The sequence below is a fragment of the Mycobacterium sp. NGS22 genome (genome assembly GCF_059813095.1).
The window spans coordinates 48401-74843 of record NZ_JCALDY010000023.1 but is presented as its reverse complement, the minus strand read 5'-3'; the positions used below and the strand labels follow the sequence as shown (position 1 = coordinate 74843).

Annotated in this window: 12 protein-coding genes and 2 pseudogenes; 11 read left to right on the top strand and 3 right to left on the bottom strand. The window is 69.6% G+C overall.

Features of this window, described 5'->3' with window-relative positions; genetic code table 11:
• Window positions 1–23: 23 nt before the first annotated feature.
• A complete protein-coding gene (locus AC5Y47_RS19915; RefSeq protein ID WP_499945973.1) occupies window positions 24–404 on the top strand; it encodes a PPOX class F420-dependent oxidoreductase in 381 nt (126 codons plus the stop codon).
• A gap of 7 nt (window positions 405–411) precedes the next feature.
• Here AC5Y47_RS19915 and AC5Y47_RS19910 read toward each other — a convergent pair whose 3' ends face one another.
• The gene (locus tag AC5Y47_RS19910; RefSeq protein ID WP_499945972.1) at window positions 412–1104 is read right to left on the bottom strand and encodes a dienelactone hydrolase family protein; all 693 of its coding nucleotides are present in this window, start codon (window positions 1102–1104) and stop codon (window positions 412–414) included.
• Between the two features lie 73 nt (window positions 1105–1177).
• On the opposite strand from AC5Y47_RS19910, the gene AC5Y47_RS19905 reads away from it, so the two are divergent.
• The 4 genes and pseudogenes from AC5Y47_RS19905 to AC5Y47_RS19890 form a co-directional block, all read left to right on the top strand.
• Window positions 1178–1672 carry an FxsA family protein gene (locus AC5Y47_RS19905; protein WP_499945971.1) on the top strand — a complete coding sequence of 165 codons (495 nt, stop codon included), beginning with the start codon at window positions 1178–1180 and terminating at the stop codon, window positions 1670–1672.
• A gap of 9 nt (window positions 1673–1681) precedes the next feature.
• Complete coding sequence (locus AC5Y47_RS19900; protein WP_499945970.1) at window positions 1682–3286, top strand: amidohydrolase; 1605 nt, start codon at window positions 1682–1684, stop codon at window positions 3284–3286.
• A 142-nt stretch (window positions 3287–3428) separates the two neighbouring features.
• Window positions 3429–5052: pseudogene (gene lnt / locus AC5Y47_RS19895) on the top strand (apolipoprotein N-acyltransferase); the annotation flags it as partial.
• Between the two features lie 133 nt (window positions 5053–5185).
• Window positions 5186–6004 (top strand): annotated as a pseudogene (locus tag AC5Y47_RS19890) (polyprenol monophosphomannose synthase); the annotation flags it as partial.
• A gap of 182 nt (window positions 6005–6186) precedes the next feature.
• Here AC5Y47_RS19890 and rbpA read toward each other — a convergent pair.
• Window positions 6187–6522 (bottom strand): RNA polymerase-binding protein RbpA, encoded by a 336-nt coding sequence (gene rbpA, locus AC5Y47_RS19885; protein WP_083114870.1) that lies wholly within the window; start codon window positions 6520–6522, stop codon window positions 6187–6189.
• 172 nt (window positions 6523–6694) lie between these two features.
• Between rbpA and AC5Y47_RS19880 the strand changes: the two genes are divergently transcribed.
• From AC5Y47_RS19880 to AC5Y47_RS19860, 5 genes are all read left to right on the top strand, one after another.
• The gene (locus AC5Y47_RS19880; protein ID WP_499945969.1) at window positions 6695–7054 is read left to right on the top strand and encodes a hypothetical protein; all 360 of its coding nucleotides are present in this window, start codon (window positions 6695–6697) and stop codon (window positions 7052–7054) included.
• A 294-nt stretch (window positions 7055–7348) separates the two neighbouring features.
• Window positions 7349–7576: a hypothetical protein gene (locus tag AC5Y47_RS19875; protein ID WP_499945968.1), complete on the top strand. Its 228-nt coding sequence runs from the start codon at window positions 7349–7351 to the stop codon at window positions 7574–7576.
• Window positions 7577–7905: 329 nt separating this feature from the next.
• Window positions 7906–20331 carry a type I polyketide synthase gene (locus AC5Y47_RS19870; protein ID WP_499945967.1) on the top strand — a complete coding sequence of 4142 codons (12426 nt, stop codon included), beginning with the start codon at window positions 7906–7908 and terminating at the stop codon, window positions 20329–20331.
• Window positions 20332–20341: 10 nt separating this feature from the next.
• Window positions 20342–22876 carry a PEP-utilizing enzyme gene (locus AC5Y47_RS19865; protein WP_499945966.1) on the top strand — a complete coding sequence of 845 codons (2535 nt, stop codon included), beginning with the start codon at window positions 20342–20344 and terminating at the stop codon, window positions 22874–22876.
• Window positions 22877–22923: 47 nt separating this feature from the next.
• Window positions 22924–24507 carry a PE family protein gene (locus AC5Y47_RS19860; RefSeq protein WP_499945965.1) on the top strand — a complete coding sequence of 528 codons (1584 nt, stop codon included), beginning with the start codon at window positions 22924–22926 and terminating at the stop codon, window positions 24505–24507.
• On the opposite strand, the gene AC5Y47_RS19855 is transcribed toward AC5Y47_RS19860, so the two are convergent.
• A complete protein-coding gene (locus AC5Y47_RS19855) occupies window positions 24504–25133 on the bottom strand; it encodes a TetR/AcrR family transcriptional regulator (RefSeq protein WP_499945964.1) in 630 nt (209 codons plus the stop codon). The two genes, AC5Y47_RS19860 and AC5Y47_RS19855, sit on opposite strands and share 4 nt — an antisense overlap.
• Window positions 25134–25226: 93 nt before the next feature.
• Between AC5Y47_RS19855 and AC5Y47_RS19850 the strand changes: the two genes are divergently transcribed.
• Window positions 25227–26441, top strand: coding sequence for a cytochrome P450 (locus AC5Y47_RS19850; protein WP_499945963.1), 1215 nt, complete (start codon window positions 25227–25229; stop codon window positions 26439–26441).
• The last annotated feature ends 2 nt before the right edge of the window (window positions 26442–26443 follow it).

Here is a 26443-nt window from a genome sequence, read left to right as displayed (position 1 = left end):
GCGCGGCGGGCTAGGTTGGCAGCGTGACACCCACCTTCGCCGACCTGGCCAACGCGCAGTACATCCTGCTCACCACGTTCACCAAGGACGGCCGGCCCAAGCCGGTGCCGATCTGGGCCGCGGCGCAAGGCGACCGTCTGTTGGTCATCACCCAGGCGAAGTCCTGGAAGGTCAAGCGGATTCGCAACACCCCGCGGGTCACGCTGGCGATCTGCGACATGCGCGGCAACCCGAAGAGCGAAGCCGTCGAGGGCACCGCGGCCATCCTGGACAAATCACACACCGCCGCCGTCTACGACGCGATCGGTAAGCGCTACGGCATCGTCGGCAAGGTCTTCAACCTCGTCAGCAAGCTGCGCGGCGGCATGGAGAACAACGTCGGCCTCGAACTGAAGGTGGCCTGACCGGAATTCAGCCGAGGTGCTCGCCGAAGAACGCGAAGACTCGGCGCCACGCGTCTTCGGTCGCGGCCTCGTCGTAGCCGAATCCGGCGATGCGCAGCAGCGGTTGCCGGGGCAGCTGGTTGGCGAAGCTGTGCCCGGCGCCCGGATAAGACTTGATGTCGGCGGTGATGTTCTTGGCCTCCGTCACCTTGCGCAGTTTCGCGGCCGCCCCAACGCCCAGCGGATCGCGGTTGCCGAAGCTGGCCACGACCGGGCAGGCGCCCTCCAGGGTCTGGTCGAGCCGGCGCGGCAGCGGAGTGCCGTAGAACGACGCCGAAGCGCCGAAACCCTTGGGCGACAAGACCAGTGCGAACTGGCCGCCCATGCAGAAGCCCGCGATGCCGACCTTCCCGGAACAGTCGGGGCGGGCGAGCAGATGCTCGCGCGCGGCCAGCACGTCGTCGATCGATCGACCCCGCTGAGTCATCACCTCGCGCATCACCCGGGTGATGCATCGGGCGCGGCCGCCGCGCGCGTACAGGTTGGGCGTCAGCGCCAGAAAGCCCGCTTGCGCGATGCGCTGCGACACCGACTCGTTGTCGGGCGCATAGCCGATCGCGTCGTGGACCACCACCACACCGGGCCACGGGCCGTCGCCCTCCGGGACGCTCAGCAGCGCATCGATCGGTCCGGCCGGGGTGTCGAGCTCAATCGTCGTCATAGCGTCATCTAACTGCAGCCGCGACGCGACCGTGCGAGGAACTCCCGGACGATGCCCGGACGTTGGTCCTGACGTGTTAGGACGGGTGCTTCTCAGCTACGCCGTCGTCGAGCTCATGGTGACCATCGGGCTGTCGGCGGCGATCGGTGTCGGCTGGACGATTGCGGTGCTGACGGCCGCCTTCGTCCTCGGACTGGCGCTGGGGGTGCCGCTGGGCGGGTTGCAGCTCAGTCGCGGATTCACGAAGTTGCGGTCCGGTTCCTCAGAGCCGAGCAGCGCCCTGACCGACGGCGCACTGACCGCGCTGGCCACCGGCCTGCTCGTCATTCCCGGCCTGGCCACCACCGCGCTGGGTTTGTTGCTGCTGGCGCCACCGATCCGCACTGCGACCCGGCCCGCATTGGCGGCGATCGCGTGGCGCGTTTTCGAACGCCGGGTCCCGCTGGTCACCGACCATCGGCCCGAAGGCGACTACATCGACGGCGAGGTGATCGACGTCGTCGAAGGCGAGGCCCCGACGTTGCCCGGCGCGCCGGGCGTCTATGAGCGAAGCATCCGGCACCCGTAGTTTGACGCTGTGACGCAGGTTCCGACCAAGCTGTTGGTCAACGGCCGGATACACAGCCCGACGCATCCGGACGCCACCGCGATGGCGGTGCGCGGCGAGGTCGTCGCCTGGTTGGGTCGCGACGACGTTGGGCGCAGCCAATTCCCGGACGCCGAGGTGCAGGATCTCGATGGGGCCTTCGTGGCACCGGGATTCGTCGACAGCCACATCCATCTGAGCGCCACCGGCCTGTCGATCAGCGGTTTGGACCTGCGCACAGCTGACTCGAAGGCGCACTGCCTGCAGCTGGTGGCCGACTACGCGGCCGCGCACCCCGGCCGGCCGGTGTGGGGGCACGGCTGGGACGAGTCAGCCTGGCCGGAGGACACCCCGCCGAGCACCGCCGAGCTCGACGGGGTGCTCGGCGACCGCCCGGCCTACCTGGCCCGAGTCGACGTGCACTCGGCGTTGGCGTCGTCGGCTCTGCGCCGACAGCTGCCCGATCTGGCGGCATCCGCCGGGTTCGCTGAACAGCGGCCGCTGACCGGCGACGCGCATCACCTGGTCCGATCCGTCGCACGCGGACTGCTCACCGACGGTCAACTCGCCGAGGCCCGCGCCGCGGCGCTCCGAGCGCTGGCCGCGGCGGGCATCGTCGCGGTCCACGAATGTGGGGGACCGGAGATCGGCGGACTCGACGACTGGCTGAGTTTGGCCGCTCTCGAGCACGGCGTCGAAGTGATCGGCTACTGGGGTGAAGCGGTGACCACCGCGGCGCAGGCCCGCGCTCTGATATCGGAGACCGGGGCCCGTGGCCTGGCCGGAGACCTTTTCGTCGACGGCGCGCTGGGTTCGCGCACCGCCTGGCTGCACGAGGCGTACGCCGATGCGCCCGGATGTACCGGCACCCGCCACCTCGACCCGGCCGCCATCGAGGCGCACCTGCGGGCGTGCAGTACCGCCGACGTCACCGCCGGTTTCCACGTGATCGGGGATGCCGCGGTATCTGCGGTCGTGGATGCCCTCGAACGAGTGGTGACCGACCTCGGGGTGCCCACGGTCGCCCGCTGCGGGCACCGACTCGAGCACCTGGAGATGGTCACCGCCGAGCAGGCCGCCAAACTCGGCTCGTGGGGCGTCATCGCCAGCGTCCAGCCCAACTTCGACGCGCTGTGGGGTGGCAACGACGGCATGTACGCGCAGCGCCTAGGCCCGCAACGAGGTTCTCAGCTGAACCCGCTCGCGCTGTTAGCATCCCAAGGCGTGCCTCTCGCCCTCGGTTCCGACGCGCCCGTCACCGCCTTCGAGCCGTGGGCAAGCGTGCGGGCGGCGGTCCATCACCGAACGCCGGGCAGCGGGGTGTCGGCACGCGCGGCGTTCGCGGCCGCGACGCGCGGCGGCTGGCGGGCCGCCGGTGTCCGCGACGGGGTGAGCGGCACGTTGGTTCCGGGGGCGCCCGCCTCCTACGCGGTGTGGGAGGCCGGTGTGCTCGACGTCAGCGCACCCCGCGACGACGTCCAGCGCTGGTCCACCGATCCCCGCTCCCGGGTGCCGGCACTGCCCCGACTCGAGGCGGCGGACGATTTGCCGGCTTGCCGCCAAACCGTGCACCGGGGTGCGGTCATCCATGGCTGACCGGCCGGAGGACCGGGTAACCGAGAACGGTCCGGAGCAAACCGACGAGGATTTGCCGGTTGCCGAACCCGAGGAGTTGCCGGCCGAACCCGAGGAGTTGCCGGCGGACCCCGAGGAATTGGCAACCCCGACTCGGAAGCCGATGACGCGCCGTGTCCGCGCCGCATTGGTACCGCGGGCGGCGCGCCTGATCGCCGCCCTGAGCGCCGGCGGCCTGATGTATGCGAGCTTCGCACCGTTGAACTGGTGGTGGGCCGCCGTCATCGCGATCGCGCTGCTGACCTGGGTGCTCACCCGGCCCGCCACCACACCCGTCGGGGGATTCGGCTACGGATTCCTGTTCGGTCTGGCGTTCTACGTGCCATTGCTGCCCTGGACCAGCACGCTGGTCGGGGTGATGCCCTGGCTGGTGCTGGCCACGGCCTGCGCGCTCTTCCCCGGCCTCTTCGGTCTGTGTGCCGTCGTGGTCCGCCGACTGCCTGGCTGGCCGGTGTGGTTTGCGGTGTTGTGGGGTGCGCAGGAATGGCTGAAATCCGTCGTCCCGTTCGGCGGGTTCCCCTGGGGGTCGGTGGCGTTCGGTCAAGCCGAGGGCCCGCTGCTGCCGCTGGTGCAACTGGGCGGGGTCGCGCTGCTCTCCAGTGCGGTCGTGCTGGTAGGCGCCAGCCTGACTGCGTTCGGAGCCGAGATCGTGCGCTGGCTGCGCGCCGGGGTCGCGCCCGCCAAGACCGAGCCGCCGGCCGTGGTGTTGCCCGCGGTGAGTATCTGTCTGGTGCTGACGGCGGCGATGTTGGTGTGGCCGCAGGTACGGCACGCCGGGGCGGGGTCGGGCAGTGAACCCAGCATCAACGTCGCCGTCGTCCAGGGCAACGTGCCGCGGTTGGGACTCGGGTTCAATGCCCAACGCCGCGCGGTGCTGGACAACCACGTCAGCCAGACGCTGCAGCTCGCCGAAGACGTGCATGCCGGGACGGTTCCGCAGCCCTATTTCGTCATCTGGCCGGAAGACTCCTCGGACATCGACCCGCTGGCCAACCCCGACGCCGCGCAGGTCATTTCCCGGGCGGCCGAGGCCATCGGCGCACCCATCCTGATCGGCACCGTCATGGATGCGCCGGAAAGGATGGACCAGGACCCGGCATACACCAACACGATGATCGTGTGGAATCCCGGCACCGGACCCGCCGACCGGCACGACAAGGCGATCGTGCAGCCGTTCGGCGAGTACCTGCCCATGCCCTGGCTGTTCCGGCACCTGTCCGGGTACGCCGACCAGGCCGGCCACTTCGTTCCCGTCCCCGGCTCCGGCGTGGTCCACATGCGCGGAGTTCCGGTCGGCGTCGCCACCTGCTGGGAAGTGGTATTCGACCGGGCGCCGCGCGATGCGGTTCGGCACGGCGCGCAGTTGCTGACCGTCCCCAGCAACAACGCCACCTTCACCAAGACGATGAGCGAGCAGCAGCTGGCCTTCGCGAAGGTCCGGGCCGTCGAGCACGACCGCTACGTCCTGGTGGCCGGCACCACCGGGATCAGCGCGGTGATCGCTCCGGATGGTGCGGAGCTGATGCGCACCGACTTCTTCGTCCCGGCTTACCTGGACAGCGCGGTGCGCCTGAAAACCACGTTGACGCCGGCCACCCGTTGGGCTCCGATCGTGCAGTTGGTGCTGGTCGGAGCGGCTGGCGCAGTGATTCTGGTCGCGATACGGCACAATGGTCATTTCTCGGATCGGTTTCGGCGGCCGACGCGTCGACGGTCCGGGCCGACGGACGAACCCAAAGATCCCGATACGCCGTCAGCTGAAACCGACGATTCGGATGCTGCGGCGGACGTTGACAGTGCGAACGACGCCCCATCCTCCGACGACGAAGACAGCGGGCGCACCTCTATCGGGCGAAATGAAGGAGCTACATGACCACCGGCCAGCCTGTTCCCGAGGTGTCGGGCAGCAGTCCCAGTCAGCGCACCCTGGTCATCATCCCCACCTACAACGAGCGGGAGAACCTGCCGCTGATCCATCGGCGGGTCAAGGACGCCTGCCCCGGCGTTCATATCCTGGTCGTCGACGACAGCAGCCCGGACGGCACCGGTCAATTCGCCGACGAACTGGCAGCCGCCGACGCCGGTTGCACGCACGTGCTGCATCGCACCGCCAAGAACGGGCTGGGAGCGGCGTATCTGGAAGGCTTCGCCTGGGGTCTGAGCCGCGGCTACACGGTGCTGGTCGAGATGGACGCCGACGGCAGTCACGCGCCCGAACAGCTGTACCGCCTGCTGGAGGCGGTCGACGCCGGAGCGGACCTGGCCATCGGCTCGCGCTACATCCACGGCGGCACCGTGCGGAACTGGCCGTGGCGGCGCTGGGCCCTGTCGTGGACCGCGAACACCTACTCGCGGCTGGCGCTGGGTGTCGGGGTGCACGACATCACCGCCGGCTACCGCGCCTATCGCCGCGAGGTGCTCGAGACGATCGACCTGGACACCGTCGACTCCAAGGGTTACTGCTTCCAGATCGAGATGACCTGGCGCAGCGTCAACGCCGGGTTCGAGGTCGTCGAGGTGCCGATCACGTTCACCGAGCGAGAGATCGGCGTATCGAAGATGAGCGGCTCCAACATCCGCGAGGCGCTGGTCAAAGTCGCTCAATGGGGCGTTGAAGGTAGGCGCGATCGCAGTCGGTCGACTCGCGCGCAGACCAGGTCTCGATCGCCGCGCCGCTAGCCGCTGCCGCGTTTAGGGTGCAGCATTTTGAGCGTGAAACCTGGGCGTTGCGGGTGAAACCTGGGCGGGATCCCGCCGATTTTCCCGCCCTGGCTTCACCCCGAAAGCCGTCGTTTCACAATCAACGCCAAGGATGCACGCTCAACGCCGTGCAGCAGGCAGAGCGTCCGCGCGCGTAACGCCTAACCGCGCCGCCGCGACCGAATCAGCTCCAGGCGCTCCTTGAGCAGTTCTTCGAGCTCCTCGACCGAACGGCGCTCCAGCAGCATGTCCCAGTGCGTACGCGGCGGCTTGACCTTCTTCGGCTCGGGCAGGTCACCCTCGATCAGGGTGCCTTCCATACCGTTACGGCACAGCCAGGTGCCAGGGATCTCCGCGTCGTCGGCGAACGGAACTTCGAACTCTTCGCCGTTCTCGGTGCGATAGCGCGCAATCTGACGTGGTGCCAGGTCGTGATTGCGGTCGGTCTCATAGCTCACGGCTCCGAGGCGACTGCCTCGCAGGACACGATCAGCCATTGGTGCTGCTCCTTTGGGTCCGGTGAGCTCTCGATGCTCCCGTCATGCGAATCTCTCTAAGCAAACGTTAAGACTGCTTACGTAGTTCCCGGCTCGGGGATCGCGGCAAACGCGCGACGCGACACTCGATGATACCGGGATCGCGGACAGGATCGGACTAAAGTCGGCAGCCGTGACCCGTCGTGTTCGTCCCCAACCGTGCCGCTGGTGTGGTCGGGAGGTGACCGACGTCGGGATGGGACGTCGCCGCCAGTACTGCCGGCAGTCGTGCCGCCAGCGGGCTTACGAGCAGCGGGCCATGGTCGCCAGGGGCGAGGCCGGAGCTCAGTCGACCCTCTCGCCCGACGCCGTGGTGCTGTCCGCCGACGAAGCGGCCGACCTCTCGGATCGGGTCTACCAGCTCCGGTGCGCTGCCGAAGATGTGGCCACCGCGGTCGACGAAAACGCGGGAACCGCGGAGTTGCGGGTGCTGTGCGACGAACTGCTGCGTGCCGCCCGGGCGGCCGACGGGTGGCGGCGCGTCGGCGTCTGAGCCGCCCGTTCGCTTTGCTGCTGAATACCTTGTTTGGCGTTGACCATGAAGCTAGTGTTAATCCCCAGATAGCTGGGAGGGGATGCCATGAGGCGCACAGCAATCGTTGCCGTATCGGTTGTCCTGGTAATCGTGCTGCTGGTCACGGGTTGCGGCCCCTCGCGGAAACAGCAGAAAAGACGATCGAAGTCGTCGACGACGACTACCAGCCAGGCGTCCGGCGTCAATAGCGCTGGCATCGAAAACCGGATCGTCATAGCTCTACAAGGGCTGAAATCGAACGGGAGACCGAGCTTGGACTCCGGGTCGGTCGCCGCGACCTGCCCGGCCACCATCGAAGCTCGGCGGGGCGCGACGTTCGACTGCACGTTGAAGGCCAACCAGGCCACCGGTTCGCGCGAGCCGATGACGGGAACCGGCACCGTGACGCTCAGCGAGCCGAGCGGCAAGACGTTCTCGTTGAAGTACAAACTCGAGGGCAGTACCTCCACGGTCAGCGGCAGCATGACTTCGGTGCCCTGAGCCCGGCCCTGACGCCGTCGCCCTGCGAGAACAACGGAGACGTCGTCACGAAGCGCGGTACAGTCGCGCAATGACTGAAGGCCCGGGTGTACAAGGGAGTGCAGGGCCATCGATCACCAACTTGCGCGGGCACCGGGATGCCCAGCAGCTTTTCGCCGAAGCCGGGAGCATCTGACGTTTTTGAAATCCTGCCGGAGTTGGCGATACTCACCAGCGACATTCTTGGTCGGAGCGCAGCACGAAGCCGCCGCTTCATGCAGCACCTCTGAAGGCTCGGCGAACGCCGCAGCGGGGGTCAGAGACGACCGAATTAACCGAGGGGTTTGGTAATGGCTGATCAACTCCAGCACGCAACCGAGGCGTTGCGGAAAGCGCTGGTGCAGGTGGAGCGCCTGAAGCGCACCAACCGCGCGCTGCTGGAGCGGGCCAGCGAGCCGATCGCGATCGTGGGCATGTCCTGCCGGTTCCCCGGTGGCGTCGACTCCCCGGAAGCCTTGTGGCAGATGGTCGCCGACGGCCGCGACGTGATCTCGGAATTCCCGACCGACCGCGGCTGGGACGTGGGCGCGCTGTTCGACCCCGATCCCGACGCGGCGCACAAGACCTATGCCAACACCGGCGGCTTCGTCGACGGCGTCGCCGACTTCGATCCGGCGTTCTTCGGGATCGCCCCCAGCGAGGCGTTGGCCATGGATCCCCAGCACCGGATGCTGCTGGAGTTGTCCTGGGAAGCACTGGAGCGGGCCGGGATCGACCCGGGCGGACTGCGCGGCAGCGCCACCGGTGTGTTTGCCGGGATCATCGCCCAGGGCTACGGCATGTTTGCTGAAGAGATTGAGGGCTACCGGCTCACCGGTATGACGTCCAGTGTCGCGTCCGGCCGGGTGTCCTACGTGCTGGGTCTGGAAGGTCCGGCGGTGTCGGTGGACACGGCGTGTTCGTCGTCGCTGGTGGCGTTGCACATGGCGGTGCAGTCGCTGCGCACGGGAGAGTGCGACCTGGCCCTGGCCGGCGGCGCCACCGTCAACGCCACCCCGACGGTCTTCGTGGAGTTCAGCCGGCATCGTGGCCTGGCTCCGAACGGACGGTGCAAGGCGTACGCGCAGGCCGCCGACGGCGTCGGCTGGTCCGAGGGCGGCGCCATGGTGGTGGTGGAGCGGCTTTCGGACGCGCAGCGCCTCGGCCATCCGGTGCTGGCCGTGGTGCGGGGCACGGCGGTGAACCAGGACGGCGCCTCCAACGGCTTGACCGCGCCGAACGGTCCCTCGCAGCAGCGGGTGGTGCGGGCTGCGCTGGCCAACGCCGGATTGTCGGCCACTGACGTGGACGTGGTGGAAGGTCACGGCACGGGTACCACGCTGGGCGATCCGATCGAGGCGCAGGCGTTGCTGGCCACCTACGGACAGGGGCGCACGCAACCGCTGTGGTTGGGGTCGGTCAAGTCGAACATGGGCCACACCCAGGCCGCCGCCGGAGTCGCGGGCGTGATCAAGATGGTGCAGGCGATGCGGCACCAGGTCTTGCCCGCGACGCTGCACGTCGACGCACCCAGCCCACATGTGGACTGGTCGGCGGGTTCTGTTGCGCTGCTGACCGAGTCGCAGGCATGGCCGGCCGGCGACCGCGCTCGCCGCGCGGCAGTGTCGTCGTTCGGGATCAGCGGCACCAACGCCCATGTGATTATCGAGTCGGTGCCGGAGTCGCCGGCGCGCGAGCCCGGCCCGGCGCGGCCCGCGGTGCCGTGGGTGCTGTCGGCCAAGTCGGAGACCGCGTTGCGGTCGCAGGCGGCCCGACTAGCCGAATACCTGGGTGCCCGAGACGATTTGGACGTAGCCGACGTCGGTTGGTCCCTGGCGGGCCGGTCGGTTTTCGAGCACCGCGCCGTCGTGGTCGGCGCGGACCGGCAGGCATTGCTGGCCGGGTTGGCCGAGGTGGCCGACGACGCCCCGGCCGCCACGGTCATCCGCGGTGTCGCTCAGCCGGTCGGCAAGACCGTCTTCGTCTTTCCCGGCCAGGGCTCCCAATGGGTCGGCATGGGCGTCGAATTGCTGGACACCGCACCAGCTTTCGCCCGTCAGATCGAGGCGTGCGAGGCGGCGTTCGCGGAGTTCGTGGACTGGTCGTTGATCGACGTCCTGCGCGGCGCGCCCGGTGCGCCCGGCTTGGACCGCGTCGACGTCGTACAGCCGGTGCTGTTCGCGGTCATGGTGTCCTTGGCCGAACTGTGGAAGTCGCTCGGGGTGCGCCCCGACGCGGTCATCGGGCACTCCCAGGGTGAGATCGCCGCCGCTTTCGTCGCGGGCGGACTGTCCCTGCGAGACGCGGCCAAGGTGGTCACGCTGCGCAGCCGGCTGCTGACCGGTTTGGCCGGTCCCGGTGGCATGGTGTCCATCGCGTGCGGTGTCGAGCAGGCGCGTGAGTTGTTGGCGCCGTTCGGTGCCCGTATCGACATCGCCGCCGTCAACGGTCCGTCGGCGGTCGTGGTGTCCGGGCAGGTGACCGCGCTCGAGGAACTGATCGCGGTGTGCACGGACCGGGAATTGCGCGTCCGCCGCATCGACGTCGACTACGCGTCGCACTCGGCCGAGGTCGAAGCCATCCGCAGCGAACTCGCCGAGGTGCTGGCCGGGATAGCACCGATGTCGTCGCGTACCGCATTCTTCTCGACGGTGACCGGAAGCCGTTTGGACACCGCCGATCTGGATGCCGACTACTGGTATCGCAACATCCGCCAGACGGTGCAGCTCGACCAGGCCGTGCGCAGCGCGTGCGGGCACGGGTATCGGGTGTTCATCGAATCCAGCCCGCACCCGGCCCTCATCACCGGCATCGAGAACACCGTCACCGACTGTGTGGCGGGCGACGCCGAACCGATCGTGGTGCCGACCCTGGGACGCGAGGACGGCGGGCTGCGGCGATTCCTGTCCTCAGCCGCCGCGGCCTGTGTTGCCGGCGTCGCAGTGGACTGGCGCGGCGCGCTGGCCGGGGCGAGTTTGGTGGAGTTGCCCACGTATGCCTTTGACCGGCGGCGCTTTTGGCTGTCCAGCGAAGCTTTCGACGCCGACGCGTCGGGTCTGGGATTGGCTGCCAGCGAACACCCGCTGATGCGCGCTGTGGTGGAGCTACCGGCCTCGGGCGGGGTAGTGCTGACCGGACGGCTGTCGCCGACCGCGCAGGGCTGGCTGGCCGACCACGCGGTGTCGGGAATGGTGGTATTTCCCGGAACCGGGTTCGTGGAGTTGGCGATCCGCGCCGGCGACGAAGTCGGTTGCTCGGTGGTCGACGAGCTGACGTTGCGGTCCCCGCTGGTGATTCCCGGCGGCAATTCGGTTGCGGTGCAAGTGGTCGTCGGTGCGGCCGCCGACGAGACCGGGCAGCGCAGCGTGTCCATCTACTCCCACGCCGACGTCGACGGCGCGTGGGTGTGCCATGCCGAGGGAACCTTGAGCGCCGCGACCGTCGAACCCGACGCGGACCTGTCGGTCTGGCCTCCGGCGGGTGCAGTCGGGATCGACCTGTCCGACGGCTACGAGCGGCTGGCCCAGCAGGGCTACGGGTACGGACCGGCGTTTCGCGGGCTGACCGCATTGTGGTCCCGAGGCGAGGAATTGTTCGCCGAGGTGACATTGCCGGAGGCGGCCGGCGGCGCCACCGGATTCGGCGTGCACCCCGCCCTGCTGGACGCCGCGCTGCACGCGGCGGTACTGGCGAACCCGGCGGGCGACGTGGTGCTGCCCTTCTCCTGGCAGGGCGTGTCGTTGCATGCCGCGGGGGCGTCGAGTGTGCGAGCGCGGATCGCGCCGGTCGGACAGTCGGCGGTCTCGGTGGAACTGGCCGACGGGTTGGGTCTGCCGGTGTTGTCGGTGCAGGCGATGGCGGCCCGCCCGATCTCCGAGCAGCGGTTGCGGGCCGCGGTCTCCGGGACCGGTCCCGACCGGCTGTTCGAGATGGCCTGGGCGCCGGCCACCTCCGCCGGCGCCGACATTCCGTCCTACCAGATCTTCGAATCCGTTGCGTTGCATACCGATCCGGTGAGCGAAACATATGAGCGCACCCGCAGCGCACTGACCGCCGTGCAGTCCTGGCTGAGCGACCATGAATCGGGAGTCTTGGTGGTCGCGACCCGAGGCGCGGTGGCGCTGCCGGGCGACGACGTCACCGATCTGCCGGGCGCGGCGGTCTGGGGTCTGGTGCGCTCGGCGCAGACCGAGAATCCGGGCCGGCTGGTGTTGGTCGATTCCGATGCGCCCGTTGATGATTCGACGGTAGCGGCCGCGCTCGCGGTCGGGGAGCCGCAGGTGTTGCTGCGGGCGGGGCAGGCCTACACCCCGCGGGTGCGCGCCAGTCGTGCCGTCGACGGCATCCTGGATCCGCCGGCCGGGGAGGGACCGTGGCGGCTGGGGCTCAGCAGCGCAGGCACATTCGAGAACCTGCAACTGGAACCGGTGCCGAACGCCGGCGCCCCGTTGCAGCCGGGTTATGTCCGGGTCGCGCTGCGGGCCATCGCGGCCAACTTCCGCGACATCATGATCACCCTGGGCATGTTCACCCACGAAGCGCTGCTGGGCGGTGAAGGTGCCGGTGTGGTCGTCGAAGTCGGCCCCGGCGTCACCGATTTCGCGGTCGGCGACGCGGTGTATGGCTTCTTCCCCGACACCAGCGGCACCCTGGTGCCCGGCGACGTCCGATTGCTGCTGCCGATGCCTTCGGACTGGACCTACGCCGAAGCCGCCGCGATCTCGGCCGTCTTCACCACCGCGTGGTTCGCGTTCATCGACCTGGCGGCCGCCAAACCAGGGCAACGGGTCCTGATCCACGCCGCCGCGGGTGGCGTGGGCATGGCCGCCACCCAGCTGGCCCGGCACCTGGGTCTGGAAGTGTTCGCCACCGCCAGCAAGGGCAAGTGGGACACGCTGCGCGCGATGGGATTCGACGAGGACCACATCTCCGATTCGCGCAGCCTGGAGTTCGAGGAGAAGTTCCGCACCGTCACCGGTGGGGCGGGATTCGACATCGTGCTGGACTCGCTGGCCGGCGAATTCGTCGACGCCTCACTGCGTTTGGTCGCACCCGGTGGCATCTTCCTGGAAATGGGCAAGACCGACATCCGCGACCCCGGCGCGGTCGCCCAGGAGTACCCGGGCGTGCGGTACCGGGCCTTCGACCTGTTCGAACCCGGCCGTCCTCGCATGCACGAGTACATGCTGGACCTCGCCGAACTCTTCGACACCGGCGTGCTGCGCCCGTTGCCGGTCACGACGTTCGACATCCGGCGGGCACCGGCGGCGCTGCGATACCTGAGCCAGGCGCGCCACATCGGCAAGGTCGTCCTGACGCTGCCCGACGCATGGGCACAGGGCACGGTGCTGATCACCGGTGGCACCGGCATGGTCGGTTCGGCGTTGGCGCGTCACGTCGTCGCACGACACGGGGTGCGGCATCTGCTGCTGCTCAGCCGACGCGGCCCGGACGCGCCGGGAGCCGTGGCGTTGACCGCCGAGCTGGAGGCCGCGGGCGCCCAGGTGCAGGTGCTGGCGTGTGACGCGGCCGACCGGCCGACCTTGGCGAAGGTGATCGCCGACATCCCGGTGCAGCGGCCGCTGTCGGCGGTGATCCACGCAGCCGGGGTGCTCGACGATGCGGTGCTCACCTCCCTGACACCGGAGCGGGTTGACCCGGTGTTGCGGGCCAAGGTGGACGGCGCCTGGAACCTGCACGAGTTGACGCGCGACCTGGATGTGTCTGCGTTCGTGCTGTTTTCGTCGATGGCCGGACTGGTGGGCTCGTCGGGGCAGGCCAACTATTCGGCGGCGAACTGCTTCCTGGACGCACTGGCCGCGCACCGGCGCGCCCATCGGCTGCCGGCGATGTCGCTGGGCTGGGGGCTGTGGGATCAGGCCAGCGACATGACGGGCGGGCTGGACGCCGCCGATCTGGCACGTCTGGGCCGCGAAGGGGTCCTGGCGTTGTCGTCGCAGGAGGCGCTGGAACTGTTCGACACCGCGTTGATCGTCGACGAGCCGTTCCTGGTGCCTGCCCGTATCGACCTGTCCGCGTTGCGGGCCCACGCGGTCGCGGTGCCGCCGATGTTCCGCGATCTCGTCAACGCGCCGACCCGCCGTCAGGTGGACGACTCACTGGCCGCCGCCAAGTCGAAATCCGCTCTCGCGCAACGCTTGCATGCGCTGTCAGAGCCCGAGCAGCATGCTCTGTTGCTGGACCTGGTGCGTTCCCACATCGCTACGGTGCTCGGTAACGTCACCCCGGAGGCCGTCGACCCCGACAAGGCTTTCCAGGAGTTGGGTTTCGACTCGCTGACCGCCGTGGAGATGCGCAACCGCCTCAAAACCGCGACCGGCCTTTCGCTTTCACCGACCCTCATCTTCGACTATCCGACCCCCAACGGCCTGGCCTCCTACATCCGCACCGAACTCGCCGGCGTGCCGCAGGAGATCAAGCACGTCCCGGCGGTGCGCACCGACACCACTGACGACCAGATCGCGATCGTCGGCATGTCGTGCCGCTACCCGGGTGGGGTGCAATCCCCGGAAGACCTCTGGGACATGGTGATCCGGGGCCGCGATGTGCTGTCGGATTTCCCGACCGATCGGGGCTGGGACCTGGGCGGGCTCTACAACCCCGATCCCGACGTCGCCGGCACCTGCTACACGCGCACCGGCGGCTTCCTGGACGGTGTCGCCGACTTCGACCCGGCGTTCTTCGGGATCGCGCCCAGTGAAGCGCTGGCGATGGATCCTCAGCAACGTCTGTTCCTGGAACTGTCCTGGGAAGCGTTGGAGCGCAGCGGAATCGACGCCGCGGCACTGCGCGGCAGCGCGACCGGTGTGTTCGCCGGCGTGTACACCCAGGGTTACGGGATCGGCGCGGCGCAGACCGCGGAGGGTTTCCGGTTGACCGGGCAGTCCTCGAGTGTCGCGTCGGGCCGGGTGGCGTATGTGCTGGGTCTGGAAGGTCCGGCGGTCTCGGTGGATACGGCGTGTTCGTCGTCGTTGGTGGCGTTGCACATGGCGGTGCAGTCGCTGCGGTCGGGGGAGTGCGATCTTGCGCTGGCTGGTGGGGTCACCGTCAACGCCACACCGGACATCTTCGTGGAGTTCAGCCGCATGCGCGGACTGTCGGCCGACGGGCGCTGCAAGGCTTTCGCCGGCGCGGCCGACGGCACCGGCTTCTCCGAGGGCGGCGGAATGCTGGTGGTGGAGCGGCTTTCGGACGCGCAGCGGCTGGGGCATCCGGTGCTGGCGGTGGTGCGGGGTTCGGCGATCAACCAGGACGGCGCCTCCAACGGCTTGACCGCGCCGAACGGTCCCTCGCAGCAGCGGGTGGTGCGGGCGGCGCTGGCCAACGCGGGTTTGTCGGCGGCCGATGTGGATGCGGTCGAGGGGCACGGCACCGGCACCACGCTGGGCGATCCCATCGAGGCCCAGGCGCTGCTGGCCACTTACGGGCAGGGCCGCACCCAACCGTTGTGGTTGGGGTCGGTCAAGTCGAACATGGGTCACACCCAGGCCGGTGCCGGTGTGGCCGGTGTGATCAAGATGGTCCAGGCAATGCGGCACGAGGTGTTGCCGGCGACGTTGCACGTCGACATGCCCAGCCCGCATGTGGACTGGACGACCGGTTCTGTTGCGCTGCTGACCGAATCTCAGGGATGGCCGGCCGAGGGCGGGCCCCGGCGCGCGGGGGTGTCGTCGTTCGGGATCAGCGGCACCAACGCCCATGTGATCATCGAGTCGGTGCCGGCGGCGCCGCCTCGGGAGCCCGGCCCGGTGCGGCATGCGGTGCCCTGGGTTGTCTCGGCCAAGTCCGCCGCGGCGCTGCGCACGCAGGCGGCCCGGTTGGCCGAATACATCGGTGCCCGCGCCGCTTTGGATGCCGTCGACGTCGGTTGGTCCCTGGCCAGCCGGTCCGCCTTCGAGCACCGCGCGGTCGTCGTCGGTGAAGACCGGGACGCTCTGCTGGCCGGCCTCTCGGAGTTGGCTTCCGAGGATGGGACCGGTGCAGGCATCCAAGGGGTCGCTCAGCCCGGCAAGACCGCCTTCGTGTTCCCGGGTCAAGGCGCCCAGATGCTGGGCATGGGAATACGATTGCACGCGGCCTATCCGGTGTTCGCCGAGGCGTTCAACGCCGTCGTCACCGAATTGGACCGCCACCTGCTGCGCCCACTGCGTGAGGTGATGTGGGGTCCGGAGGAAAGCCTGCTCAACAGCACCGAGTTCGCGCAGCCTGCGTTGTTCGCCGTCGAGGTCGCGCTGTTCCGGTTGCTGGAATCCTGGGGTGTGCGAGCCGATTTCGTGATGGGGCATTCCGTCGGCGAGCTGTCGGCCGCACACGTGGCCGGTGTGCTGTCGTTGGAGAACGCCGCGGTCCTGGTCGCCGCGCGGGGCCGGTTCATGCAGCGCCTCGACGCCGGCGGCGCCATGGCCGCGGTGCAGGCCACCGAGGACGAGGTCAGGCCGCTGCTGGGTCCCGAGGTCAGCATCGCCGCCGTCAACGGCCCTGCCTCGGTCGTCATTTCGGGTGCCTCCGACCAGGTGGCCGCGCTGGTCGACCAATTCCGTGCCGACGGTCGCCGGGTCCACCCGCTCGCGGTGTCACACGCGTTCCACTCGGCACTGATGGACCCGATGATCGACGAGTTCGGGGCGGTCGCCGCCGGACTTCCATTCGGACCGCCCACAATCCCGGTCATCTCGAACGTGACCGGCGCGCTTGCCGGAGACGACTTCGGCACGGCCGCCTACTGGAAACGTCATGTGCGGGAAGCGGTTCGGTTCTCCGACAGCATCCGCTTCGCACAGTCGGCCGGCGCGACCCGCTTCCTCGAGGTCGGTCCCAGCGGTGGTTTGACGGCCGCCATCGAAGAGTCGCTGCCCGATGCCGCGGTCGCCACGATCAGCACGATGCGTAAGGACCGGCCCGAACTGACGACGCTGACCACTGCGATGGCCCAGGCATTCGTCGCGGGTGTGCCGGTGGATTGGCAGGCGTTGCTGGGGCAGGCCGATTTCGTCGAACTGCCCACGTATGCCTTTGAGCGACGCAGGTTTTGGCTGTCCAATGACGGCGCGACGGTGGACGCGGCCGGCTTGGGCTTGACCGCGGGCGAGCACGCGTTGCTGGGCGCGGTCGTCGAATTGCCGTCGTCGGGCGGGGTGGTGCTGACCGGTCGGCTTTCCTCGGCCGCCCACGGCTGGCTGCGCGACCACGCGGTGGGTGGCGTGGTGATCTTCCCGGGTGCCGGTTTCGTGGAGCTGGCCATCCGCGCCGGTGACCAGGTCGGCTGCTCGGTGGTCGACGAACTGACCCTGGCCGCTCCGCTGATCGTGCCCGAATCGGGTTCGGTGGCAGTGCAAGTCGTGGTCGACGCCGCGGACGAAACCGGTTCCCGCCCGGTGTCGGTGTTCTCCCGCGCCGAAGGATCGGGATGGCTGCTGCACGCCGAGGGAGCGGTGAGTGCCGGTGCCGCGCAGTCCGGTACGGATCTGTCGGTGTGGCCGCCGGTGGGAGCCCAGCCCGTGGACGTGTCCGGAACCTATGAGCGGCTGGCCGAAAGTGGGTATGGCTACGGTCCGGCGTTCCAGGGTCTGACCGCGATGTGGCGGCGCGGTGACGACGTGTTCGCCGAAGTGACGCTGCCTGCCACGGCCGGGTTGTCCCCGACGGGCTTCGGGGTGCATCCGGTGGTGCTGGATGCGGCCCTGCACGCGCTGATCGCGACCGGGGATGTGATCGACCGTGCCGACGGGGTCCTGGTCCCGTTCGCCTGGCAGGGCGTATCCCTGCACGCGGCGGGAGCGTCGGCGGTGCGGGCCCGCATCACGCCGACCGGACCGTCGTCGGTGTCGGTGGAACTGGCCGACGCGCTGGGTCTGCCGGTGTTGTCGGTGGCCTCGATGGTGGCCCGCCCGGTGACCGAGCAGCAGCTCAAGGCCGCCCTGTCCGGTTCCGGCGCCGACCGGCTGTTCGACGTGGTCTGGTCGCCGTCACCGGCGTCGACGACCGATGGCACCCCGGTCTACCAAGTGTTCGAGTCGCAACCCGTCGCCGGCGACACCCTCGCCGGGGTGTACGCGGCGACGCACGCCGCGCTGCGAGCCGTCCAGTCCTGGCTCGCCGAACACGACGCCGGAGTGCTGGTGGTGGTCACCAGAGGCGCCGTGGCGGCGCCCGGCGAGGACGTCACCGACCTGGCCGGAGCCGCGGTCTGGGGCCTGGTGCGGTCGGCCCAGACCGAGCATCCGGGCCGGATCGTGTTGGTGGACACCGACGTATCCATCGGCGACGACGAAGCGGCGGCCGTCCTGGCGGTGGGTGAGCCGCAGGTCTTGTTGCGCAACGGAACCACCCACATCGCACGGGTACACGGCAGCCGCGCCGCACGCGGGCTGTTGACCCTGCCCGCCGAGGGCCCCTGGCGATTGGGCATGAGCACCCCGGGCACGTTCGAGAACCTGCGCGCCGAACCGATCCCCGACCTCGAGGGTCCGTTGCCGCCGCGTCAGGTCCGCATCGCCACCACGGCGATGGCCGCCAACTTCCGCGACGTGATGATCGCGCTGGGACTCTACCCCGACGCCCACGCGGCCATGGGCGTCGAGGCCGCCGGAACGGTGATCGAAACCGGTTCGCAGGCAACCCGTTTCGCGGTGGGCACTCGGGTCACCGGGCTGTTCCCGGACGGAACCGGGACCGTGGCCACCACCGACGAACGGCTGCTGATCGAGATACCGGCCGGGTGGTCCGACACCGCCGCGGCCACCGCCCCCGTGGTCTTCGCGACCGCCTACTACGCGCTGAAGGTCCTCGCCGATGTGCGGCCCGGGCAACGGCTGCTGGTGCATGCGGCCGCCGGCGGGGTGGGCATGGCCGCGGTGCAGCTGGCCCGGCACTGGGGTGTGGAGGTCTTCGCCACCGCCAGCAAGGGCAAGTGGGACACGTTGCGGGCCTTGGGGTTCGATGACGATCACATCGCCGATTCACGCAGCCTGGAGTTCGAGGAGAAGTTCCGCGCGGTAGCCGCCAGGGCAGGCGCAGCCGGAATGGATGTCGTGCTCGATTCACTGTCCGGCGATTTCGTCGACGCCTCGTTACGACTGGTCACCCCGGGCGGGATCTTCCTGGAAATGGGTAAGACCGACATCCGCGATGCCGCTGTGGTGGCCGAGCAACACACCGGTGTGCGCTACCGCGCCTTCGACCTGTTCGAGGCCGGGCCCGACCACATCCAGCGGATGCTGAGCGAACTGTCCGAACTGTTCGCCGCCGGCGTGCTGAATCCGTTGCCGGTTACCACGTTCGACGTTCGACGGGCACCGGCCGCGTTGCGCTACCTGAGCCAGGCGCGTCACGTCGGCAAGGTGGTGATGACCACCAGTTCTGCGGTGGCGGACGGCACGGTCCTGATCACCGGCGGCACCGGCATGGCGGGTTCCGCGCTGGCCCGGCACCTGGTCACCCGCCACCGGGCGCGCCACCTGGTGCTGGTGAGTCGTCGTGGGCCGGATGCACCGGGGGCGGCGGAACTGACCGAAGAGTTGACCGAGGCCGGCGCCGCCGTTCGGGTAATCGCCTGTGACGCCGCCGATCGGGACGCCTTGGCCGAGGTGATCGCCTCCATCCCGGCGCAGCATCCGTTGTCGGCGGTGATCCACGCGGCGGGGACCCTGGACGACGCGGTGGTGACGTCGCTGACCCCGGACCGCGTCGATGCGGCGCTGCGGGCCAAGATCGACGCGGCCTGGAACCTGCACGAGTTGACCCGCGACCTGAAACTGTCCGCGTTCGTGATGTTTTCGTCGATCGCGGGTCTGGCCGGCGCCTCCGGGCAGGCCAACTACGCGGCGGGCAACTCGTTCCTGGACGCGCTGGCCGCCCACCGGCACGCACACGGGCTGCCGGCCATCTCCCTGGGCTGGGGGCTGTGGGACCAGACCAGCAGCATGACCGGCGAATTGGGCAAGGCCGATCTGGCCCGCTTCGCCCGCGACGGCATCGTGGCGATGTCGTCGGACGAAGCACTCGAACTGCTCGACACCGCGCTGATCCTCGACGAGCCGTTCCTGCTGCCGGCCCACATCGACCTGGTGGCGCTGCGCGCCAAGTTCGACGCCGGCACGTTGCCGCCGATGTTCGTCGACCTGATCAACGCTCCGGCGCGACGGCAGGTCGACGACTCACTGGCCGCCGCCAAGTCGAAATCCGCGCTGCTGCAACGCCTGGACGGCCTGCCCGAGGATGAGCAGCACACCATCCTGCTGGATCTGGTGCGCTCGCACATCGCCACCGTACTGGGCAGCGGCACACCGGAATCCATCCATCCCGACCGCGCCTTCCAGGAACTGGGCTTCGACTCGCTGACCGCGGTCGAGATGCGTAACCGGCTCAAAGCCGCCACCGGCCTGCCGCTTTCGCCGACACTGATCTTCGACTACCCGAACTCGGCGGCGCTGGCCGGCTACTTCCGTCAGGAGTTGCTCGGCAGCGACAGCCCGCAGGCTCAACCCGCGGCGCCGGGTGAAGAGGAGCTGCAGCGCGTGGTCGCGTCCATTCCGGTGCGGCGACTGCGTCAGGCCGGCGTGCTGGATCTGTTGCTGAGCCTTGCCGACGAGGCCAACGCTACGGACGGCGACCGCAACGGCGCCCAGGACGCGCCGGGTGGGACGGCCGTGAAGGACATCGCCGACATGGACCTCGACGATCTGGTCAGCGCGGCGTTCATGGACGACGACGAATAGTGGCAATGCAGTGAGGGTCGCCGTCACCGGGGCCAGCGGAGTCCTCGGCCGCGGCCTGGTCGCCAGGCTGCTCAGCCAGGGCCACGAAGTGGTGGGGATCGGCACCCGCCGGCCCGAAAGCTGGCCGAGCGCAGCCGAGTTCGTTGCCACGGACTTCCGCGACGCGGCGACGGTGCGGCGGGCCGTTTCCGGCGCGGACGCGGTCGCGCATCTCGAGCCCGCACCCGACGCCATGTCCGACGTCCTGGAGGCCGACAGCAAACGCATCGTGTTCGCGTCCTCGGCGCGCGTCTACGGCGACGTGATCGGACCGGTGACCGAGGACGCCGTGATGGCTTCCGACGGCCCGGGAAACGCGCACGCCGAACGGCTGCTTGCGGCGTCCGGAACACCGTGGGTCGCGGTGCGTTTGCCGCTCGTGGTGGGCCGCGGTGCCGACGACGAGCTGCGCCGTGTCGCGGCGCTACCGGTGCTGCCCGTCGACTCCGCCGATCGCCGGGTGCAACTGGTGCACATCGACGACGCGCTGCGGCTGCTGAACGCAGCACTGGTGGTCGACGAGTTCGTCAGCGGCCCAGTCAATCTCGCGGCGTCAGGCTCGCTGACCTGGCGGCAGGTGGCGGCGGCCCTGGGTCGTCGGGTCCTGCCGGTCGGCACCAAACTCGCCGGGCGGAGCGGTTTCTCGGTCCTGCGGAGTGCTGCACTGCTGGATACCTCGCGGTTGCAGCACGTTTGGGAGTTCACCCCGGCCTGGACCGCCGAGGAATGCCTGGAGGATTTCGCCTTGGCGGTGCGAGGTCGAGTCACGCTGGGCAAGCGGGTGCTGTCGGTGCCGTGGCGATTGGCGCCCGTCCAGGATCTGCCGGCGGTCGACACCGCCGCAGACGACGGCGTCGTACCGCAATTGGCCGGCCCGGAAGGGGCCAACGGCGAGTTCGACACCCCGATCGACCCGCGGTTCCCGACGTTCCTGGCCACCAACTTGTCCGAGGCGCTGCCCGGGCCGTTCTCGCCGTCGTCGGCGTCGGTGACGGTACGGGGACTCCGCGCCGGCGGTGTCGGTATCGCCGAACGGTTGCGGCCGGGTGGTGTGGTGCAGAAGGAGATCGCGATGCGCACGGTCGCGGTGTTCGCGCACCGGCTCTACGGCGCGATCACGTCAGCGCACTTCATGGCCGAGACCGTCCCGTTCGCCAAACCGACGACCATCGTCAGCAACAGCGGATTCTTCGGTCCGAGCATGGCCTCGCTGCCGATCTTCGGTGACCAACGGCCACCGTCGCAGACCAATCCCGTTCGCCGCCAACTGCGGACCTTGCGCAACATCGGGGTGTTCGGCGTCAACCTGGTGGGTCTGTCCGCCGGCTCGCCGCTCGACACCGGTGACTACATCGCCGATATCGAGCGCCTGGAACAACTCGTCGGTGACGACGTCGCCGGCCTCGGCGATCGGAGGCTGCGCAGCCTGATCCTGTTGGCGCGCGACCACGTCGTGCACGGCTGGCTGCTGGCGTCGGGTTCGTTCATGCTGTGCGCGGCGTTCAACGTGTTGCTGCGCGGGTTGTGCGGACGGGACACCGCCCCGGCGGCCGGACCGGAACTGGTCAGCGCCCGGTCGGTGGAGGCGGTGCAGCGCCTGGTGGCGGCGGCCCGCTCCGATCCGACGGTGCTGCGTGTGCTCGCAGAACCCGGCGAACGACTGGACAAGCTGGCCGTGGAGGCTCCGGAGTTTCACTCCGCGGTGCTGGCCGAGCTGGCATTGATGGGACACCGCGGCCCGGCCGAAGTAGAGATGCTGTCGACGAGTTACGCCGACGATCCCGAGCTGCTGATTCGGATGGTGACCAAGACACTCGGTGCACCGCCCGCGCCGGCGCCACGACACACGCCGATTCCGTTGCGCGCCAAGCCGATTGCTGTGCTGGCCGCACGGCAGTTGCGCGACCGTGAGGTGCGCCGCGACCGGATGGTGCGCGCCATCTGGGTGCTGCGCGGGCTGCTGCGCGAGTACGGGCGTCGGCGGGCCGAGGAAGGCGTGTTCGGGTCCCCCGACGACGTGTTCTACCTGCTGGTCGACGAGCTCGACGCGTTGCCGCCCAACGTTTCCGAGTTGGTGGCCCGGCGTCGCGCCGAGCAGCGCCGCCTGATCGCCGTCGTCCCGCCGATCGTGTTCAGCGGCGCCTGGCAGCCGACCACGTCGTCGGCGGCGGTGCTGGCCGGCGGGGACACCCTGCGCGGAGTCGGTGTCTGCGGCGGCCGGGTGCGCGGGCGGGTGCGGATCGTGCGCCCGGAGACCATCGACGACCTGCAACCCGGTGAGATCCTCGTCGCCGAAGTCACCGACGTCGGTTACACCGCCGCGTTCTGTTACGCCGCCGCGGTGGTCACCGAGCTGGGCGGGCCCATGTCCCATGCCGCCGTGGTGGCCCGCGAGTTCGGGTTCCCGTGCGTCGTCGACGTGCGGGACGCGACCCGCGTGTTGCCCTCGGGTGCGCTGGTCGAAGTCGACGGCACGACGGGCGAAATCCACCTTCTCGAACCCTGATCGAGCTACTCTGTGCTGCACGTCCGACGAGGGCCGGGAGGTGCGCAATGTCGTTCGTGGTTGCGACGCCCGAGTTAATGTCGGCTGCCGCAGCGCAATTGGCGACAATCGGGTCAGCGGTCAACGCCGCCAACGCATTTGCCGCAACCCCGACGGTCGAGGTGCTCGCCGCCGGGGCCGACGAAGTGTCGGCGGCCGTGGCGGCCCTGTTCGGTCGGCACGCGCTGGGGTATCAAGCGCTCAGCGCGCAAGCGGAAACCTTCCACGCGCAGGTCGTGGCAACACTCGCCGCCGCGACCCAGGCGTATGCAGGTGCCGAAACCGCCGCCGCGGCGCCGCTGACCGACCTGCTCAACTTGATCAACACGCCGTTCCGGCTGGTGCTGGGCCGTCCGCTGATCGGCAACGGCACCGACGGGGTCGCCGGCACCGGAGCCGACGGCGGCGCCGGGGGACTGCTGTTCGGCAACGGGGGCGCCGGCGGTTCTGGCGGCGGTGCGCATCCGGCGGGCGGGCGAGGCGGCGCCGCGGGACTACTCGGCAATGGCGGGGCGGGCGGTGCGGGCGCCGAAGGAGCCGTCGGAGGTTCGGGCGGCAACGGCGGCTGGTTGTTCGGCAACGGCGGCGTCGGGGGCGCCGGCGGTGATGCTCCGCTCGGTATCGGCGGTCTCGGAGGGGCCGGCGGCCAGGCGATCCTGCTCGGCGCCGGAGGGGGCGGTGGCGCCGGCGGGCAGGGCGCCAGCGGCGGCGGCAACGGCGGTGCCGGTGGGTGGGGCGGACTGTGGGCCGGTAACGGCGGAGCCGGCGGCGCGGGCGGTTTGGCCACCGCCGCGGGTAACGGCGGGATCGGTGGCGCCGGCGGTAACGCGTGGTTGGTCGGCGACGGCGGGGCCGGCGGCCACGGTGCCGCGGCCACGGCCCCCGCAGACACTGGCGGGCTCGGCGGCGGCGGAGGTGCCGGGGGCAGCGGCGGGCTGTTGTTCGGCAACGGCGGGACCGGTGGCGGAGGCGGGACCAGCGCTGCCGGCGGCATCGGCGGCGCGGGCGGTCTCGGCGGCAATGCCGGGCTGATCGGGTCCGGCGGCGCCGGAGGCGGCGGCGGCCTGGGCGGCGGGCACTTCAGTGAAACCGGCGGCAGCGGCGGCAGCGGCGGCGCGGGTGGCTGGTTGTTCGGCAACGGCGGTGCCGGCGGAGCCGGCGGCGACGCGCTGACCCAGGCGAGCGGCGCGGGTGGTGACGGCGGTGTCGGTGGCGCGGGCGGTGCCGCCAGGCTGTTCGGCGACGGCGGGCTCGGCGGGGCGGGAGGTGCCGGCGGTCAGGCGAACGGCGCCGGCGATGCGGGGGGAGCGGGCGCGCGTGGCGGTCGCGGCGGCTCCGGTGGCTGGGTCTTCGGCAACGGCGGCGGCGGTGGTCGCGGCGGGGTCGGCGGATCGTCGGACACCGCAGCCGGCGGGCCGGGCGGGGCCGGCGGCGACGGGGGATCGACCACCCTGGTCGGCGACGGCGGCAATGGTGGCGCAGGCGGGGCCGGGGGACAGGGCGCGATCGTCGGCACCGGCGGCCCGGGCGGCACTGGTGGCGCGGCGGGGCTGCTGTTCGGCAGCGACGGCAGCACCGGCGCGGCGGGCTAGAGCGACCAGCTGTTGGGCTCGGGCCGGAAGCAGAACGCGGGCGCGGGCGGCAGCGGGCGTCGCTCACCGATCGTGATCGCGTCCATGATCAACGCGACATAGCGTTGCCAGCCGTTGCCGGTGTCCATCGTCGACAGCACGCTGTAGAGCATCGCGATCAGCCGGGGTAGGTCGTCGGCGACCAGGTCGTCGCGGATCCGGCCTTCCCGCTGCCCGCGGCGCACCAGCTCGCCGAGCGCCTCGTTCAACTCGTCCGAGACGTCGGCGGTCAGCGATCCGGCGCGTCGGGCGGCCATCAACAGGTTCTGGTCCCGGGCCCCGAGCGTGATCGCCGCTTCGATCAACTGAGTGAGGCCGCGCAGCGGGTCGGCGCAACGCAGTGCATCAGCCAGCGCCGGGCCCAGTTCCTCGCCGATGCTCTGATCCAGGGCCGCCCGGACCAGTTCGCCCTTGGTGGGGAACCGGCGGTACAAGGTCCGCTCGCCGACGCCGGCGCGACGCGCGACGGCCTCCACCGGGGCGTCCGGACCGAGTTCGCCGTAGACGTCCCGCGCGGCACGCAGAATCCGCTCGACATTGCGGGCGGCATCGGCTCGCAGAGTCGGCCGGTCTTCGACGGCTGTCACCGCTACAGCGTAACCGCCGGTTGACTGCCGATGCCGACAGCTCTACGCTCGAACAACTGGCAGACCTCTGACACTTAACGGGAATCAGCTTTGATGTCAACCACTTCCGATGTGCGCTCCGAACCGGAGCTGCCGGTGATTCCCGTCCCACGCGCGCCGCACTGCCCGCTGGCGCCGCCCGCCGACTTCGCCGACTGGCGCGACGGGCAGGGCTTGCGGCGGGTGATGTGGCACGGCCAACCGGCCTGGATGGTCAGCCGCTATCAGGACATCAGAGCGGCGTTGACCGATCCACGCCTGTCGGCGGACACCATCCCGGATTTCATGAAGCCGCAGAGCACCGAGAACACGCCGGTGATGTTCGCCCGGGTCGACGATCCCGAGCACCACCGGTTGCGCCGGATGCTGACCACCAACTTCACCTTCCGGCGCACCGAGACGATGCGTCCGCAGATCCAGGAGCTGGTCGACCATTACCTGGACCGCATGATCGACAAGGGACCCCCCGCCGACCTGGTCCGCGACTTCGGGCTGCCGGTGCCGTCCATGGTGATCGCCCTGCTGCTGGGGGTACCGCCCGCGGATCTGGAGATCTTCCAGCACCACACCACGGTCGGTCTGGACACCCGGTCTTCCGACGAAGAGAAGGCGCAGGCCTTCATGGCGATGTACTCCTACATCCAGGAGTTGGTGGATCGAAAGCAGCACGAGCCCGGCGACGACCTGATCAGCCGGCTGGTCACCGACTATGTGGCGACCGGGCAGCTCAACCGAGAGACCGCGGGCATGACCAGTGTGATCATGATGCAGGCCGGTCACGAAACCACCGCCAACATGATCTCGCTGGGAACGGTTGCGCTGCTGGAGAATCCGGAACTGTTCGCCCGTCTCGGGCAGACCGACGATCATGCCGTCATCGCCAACATCGTCGAGGAGCTGATGCGCTACCTGAGCATCGTGCACAGCCAGGTGGACCGGATAGCGACCGAAGACTTGATGCTGGGCGGTCAGTTGATCCGTGCCGGGGACGCCGTCCTGATGAATCTGCCGGCCGGAAACTGGGATGCCGACTTCGTCGACGATCCGGAAGTCCTCGATCCCGACCGAAACACCCGCGGCCACTTGGGTTTCGGCTACGGCGTGCACCAATGCATCGGGGCGAACCTGGCGCGCGTCGAGATGCAGGTTGCATTCGCGACGCTGGCGCGGCGGCTGCCCGGATTGAAGCTCGCGGTGCCGGCGGATCGGCTGCAATTCAAGGAATCATCCGACATCTACGGCATGAAAGAGTTGCCGGTCAGTTGGTGACG

Bases quoted from the DNA above. Each gene is read 5' to 3' on its own strand.
- AC5Y47_RS19910 (WP_499945972.1), bottom strand. From the start codon at position 1,104: ATGACGACGATTGAGCTCGACACCCCGGCCGGACCGATCGATGCGCTG.
- rbpA (WP_083114870.1), bottom strand. From the start codon at position 6,522: ATGGCTGATCGTGTCCTGCGAGGCAGTCGCCTCGGAGCCGTGAGCTAT.
- AC5Y47_RS19870 (WP_499945967.1), top strand. From the start codon at position 7,906: ATGGCTGATCAACTCCAGCACGCAACCGAGGCGTTGCGGAAAGCGCTG.
- AC5Y47_RS19860 (WP_499945965.1), top strand. From the start codon at position 22,924: ATGTCGTTCGTGGTTGCGACGCCCGAGTTAATGTCGGCTGCCGCAGCG.
- AC5Y47_RS19850 (WP_499945963.1), top strand. From the start codon at position 25,227: ATGTCAACCACTTCCGATGTGCGCTCCGAACCGGAGCTGCCGGTGATT.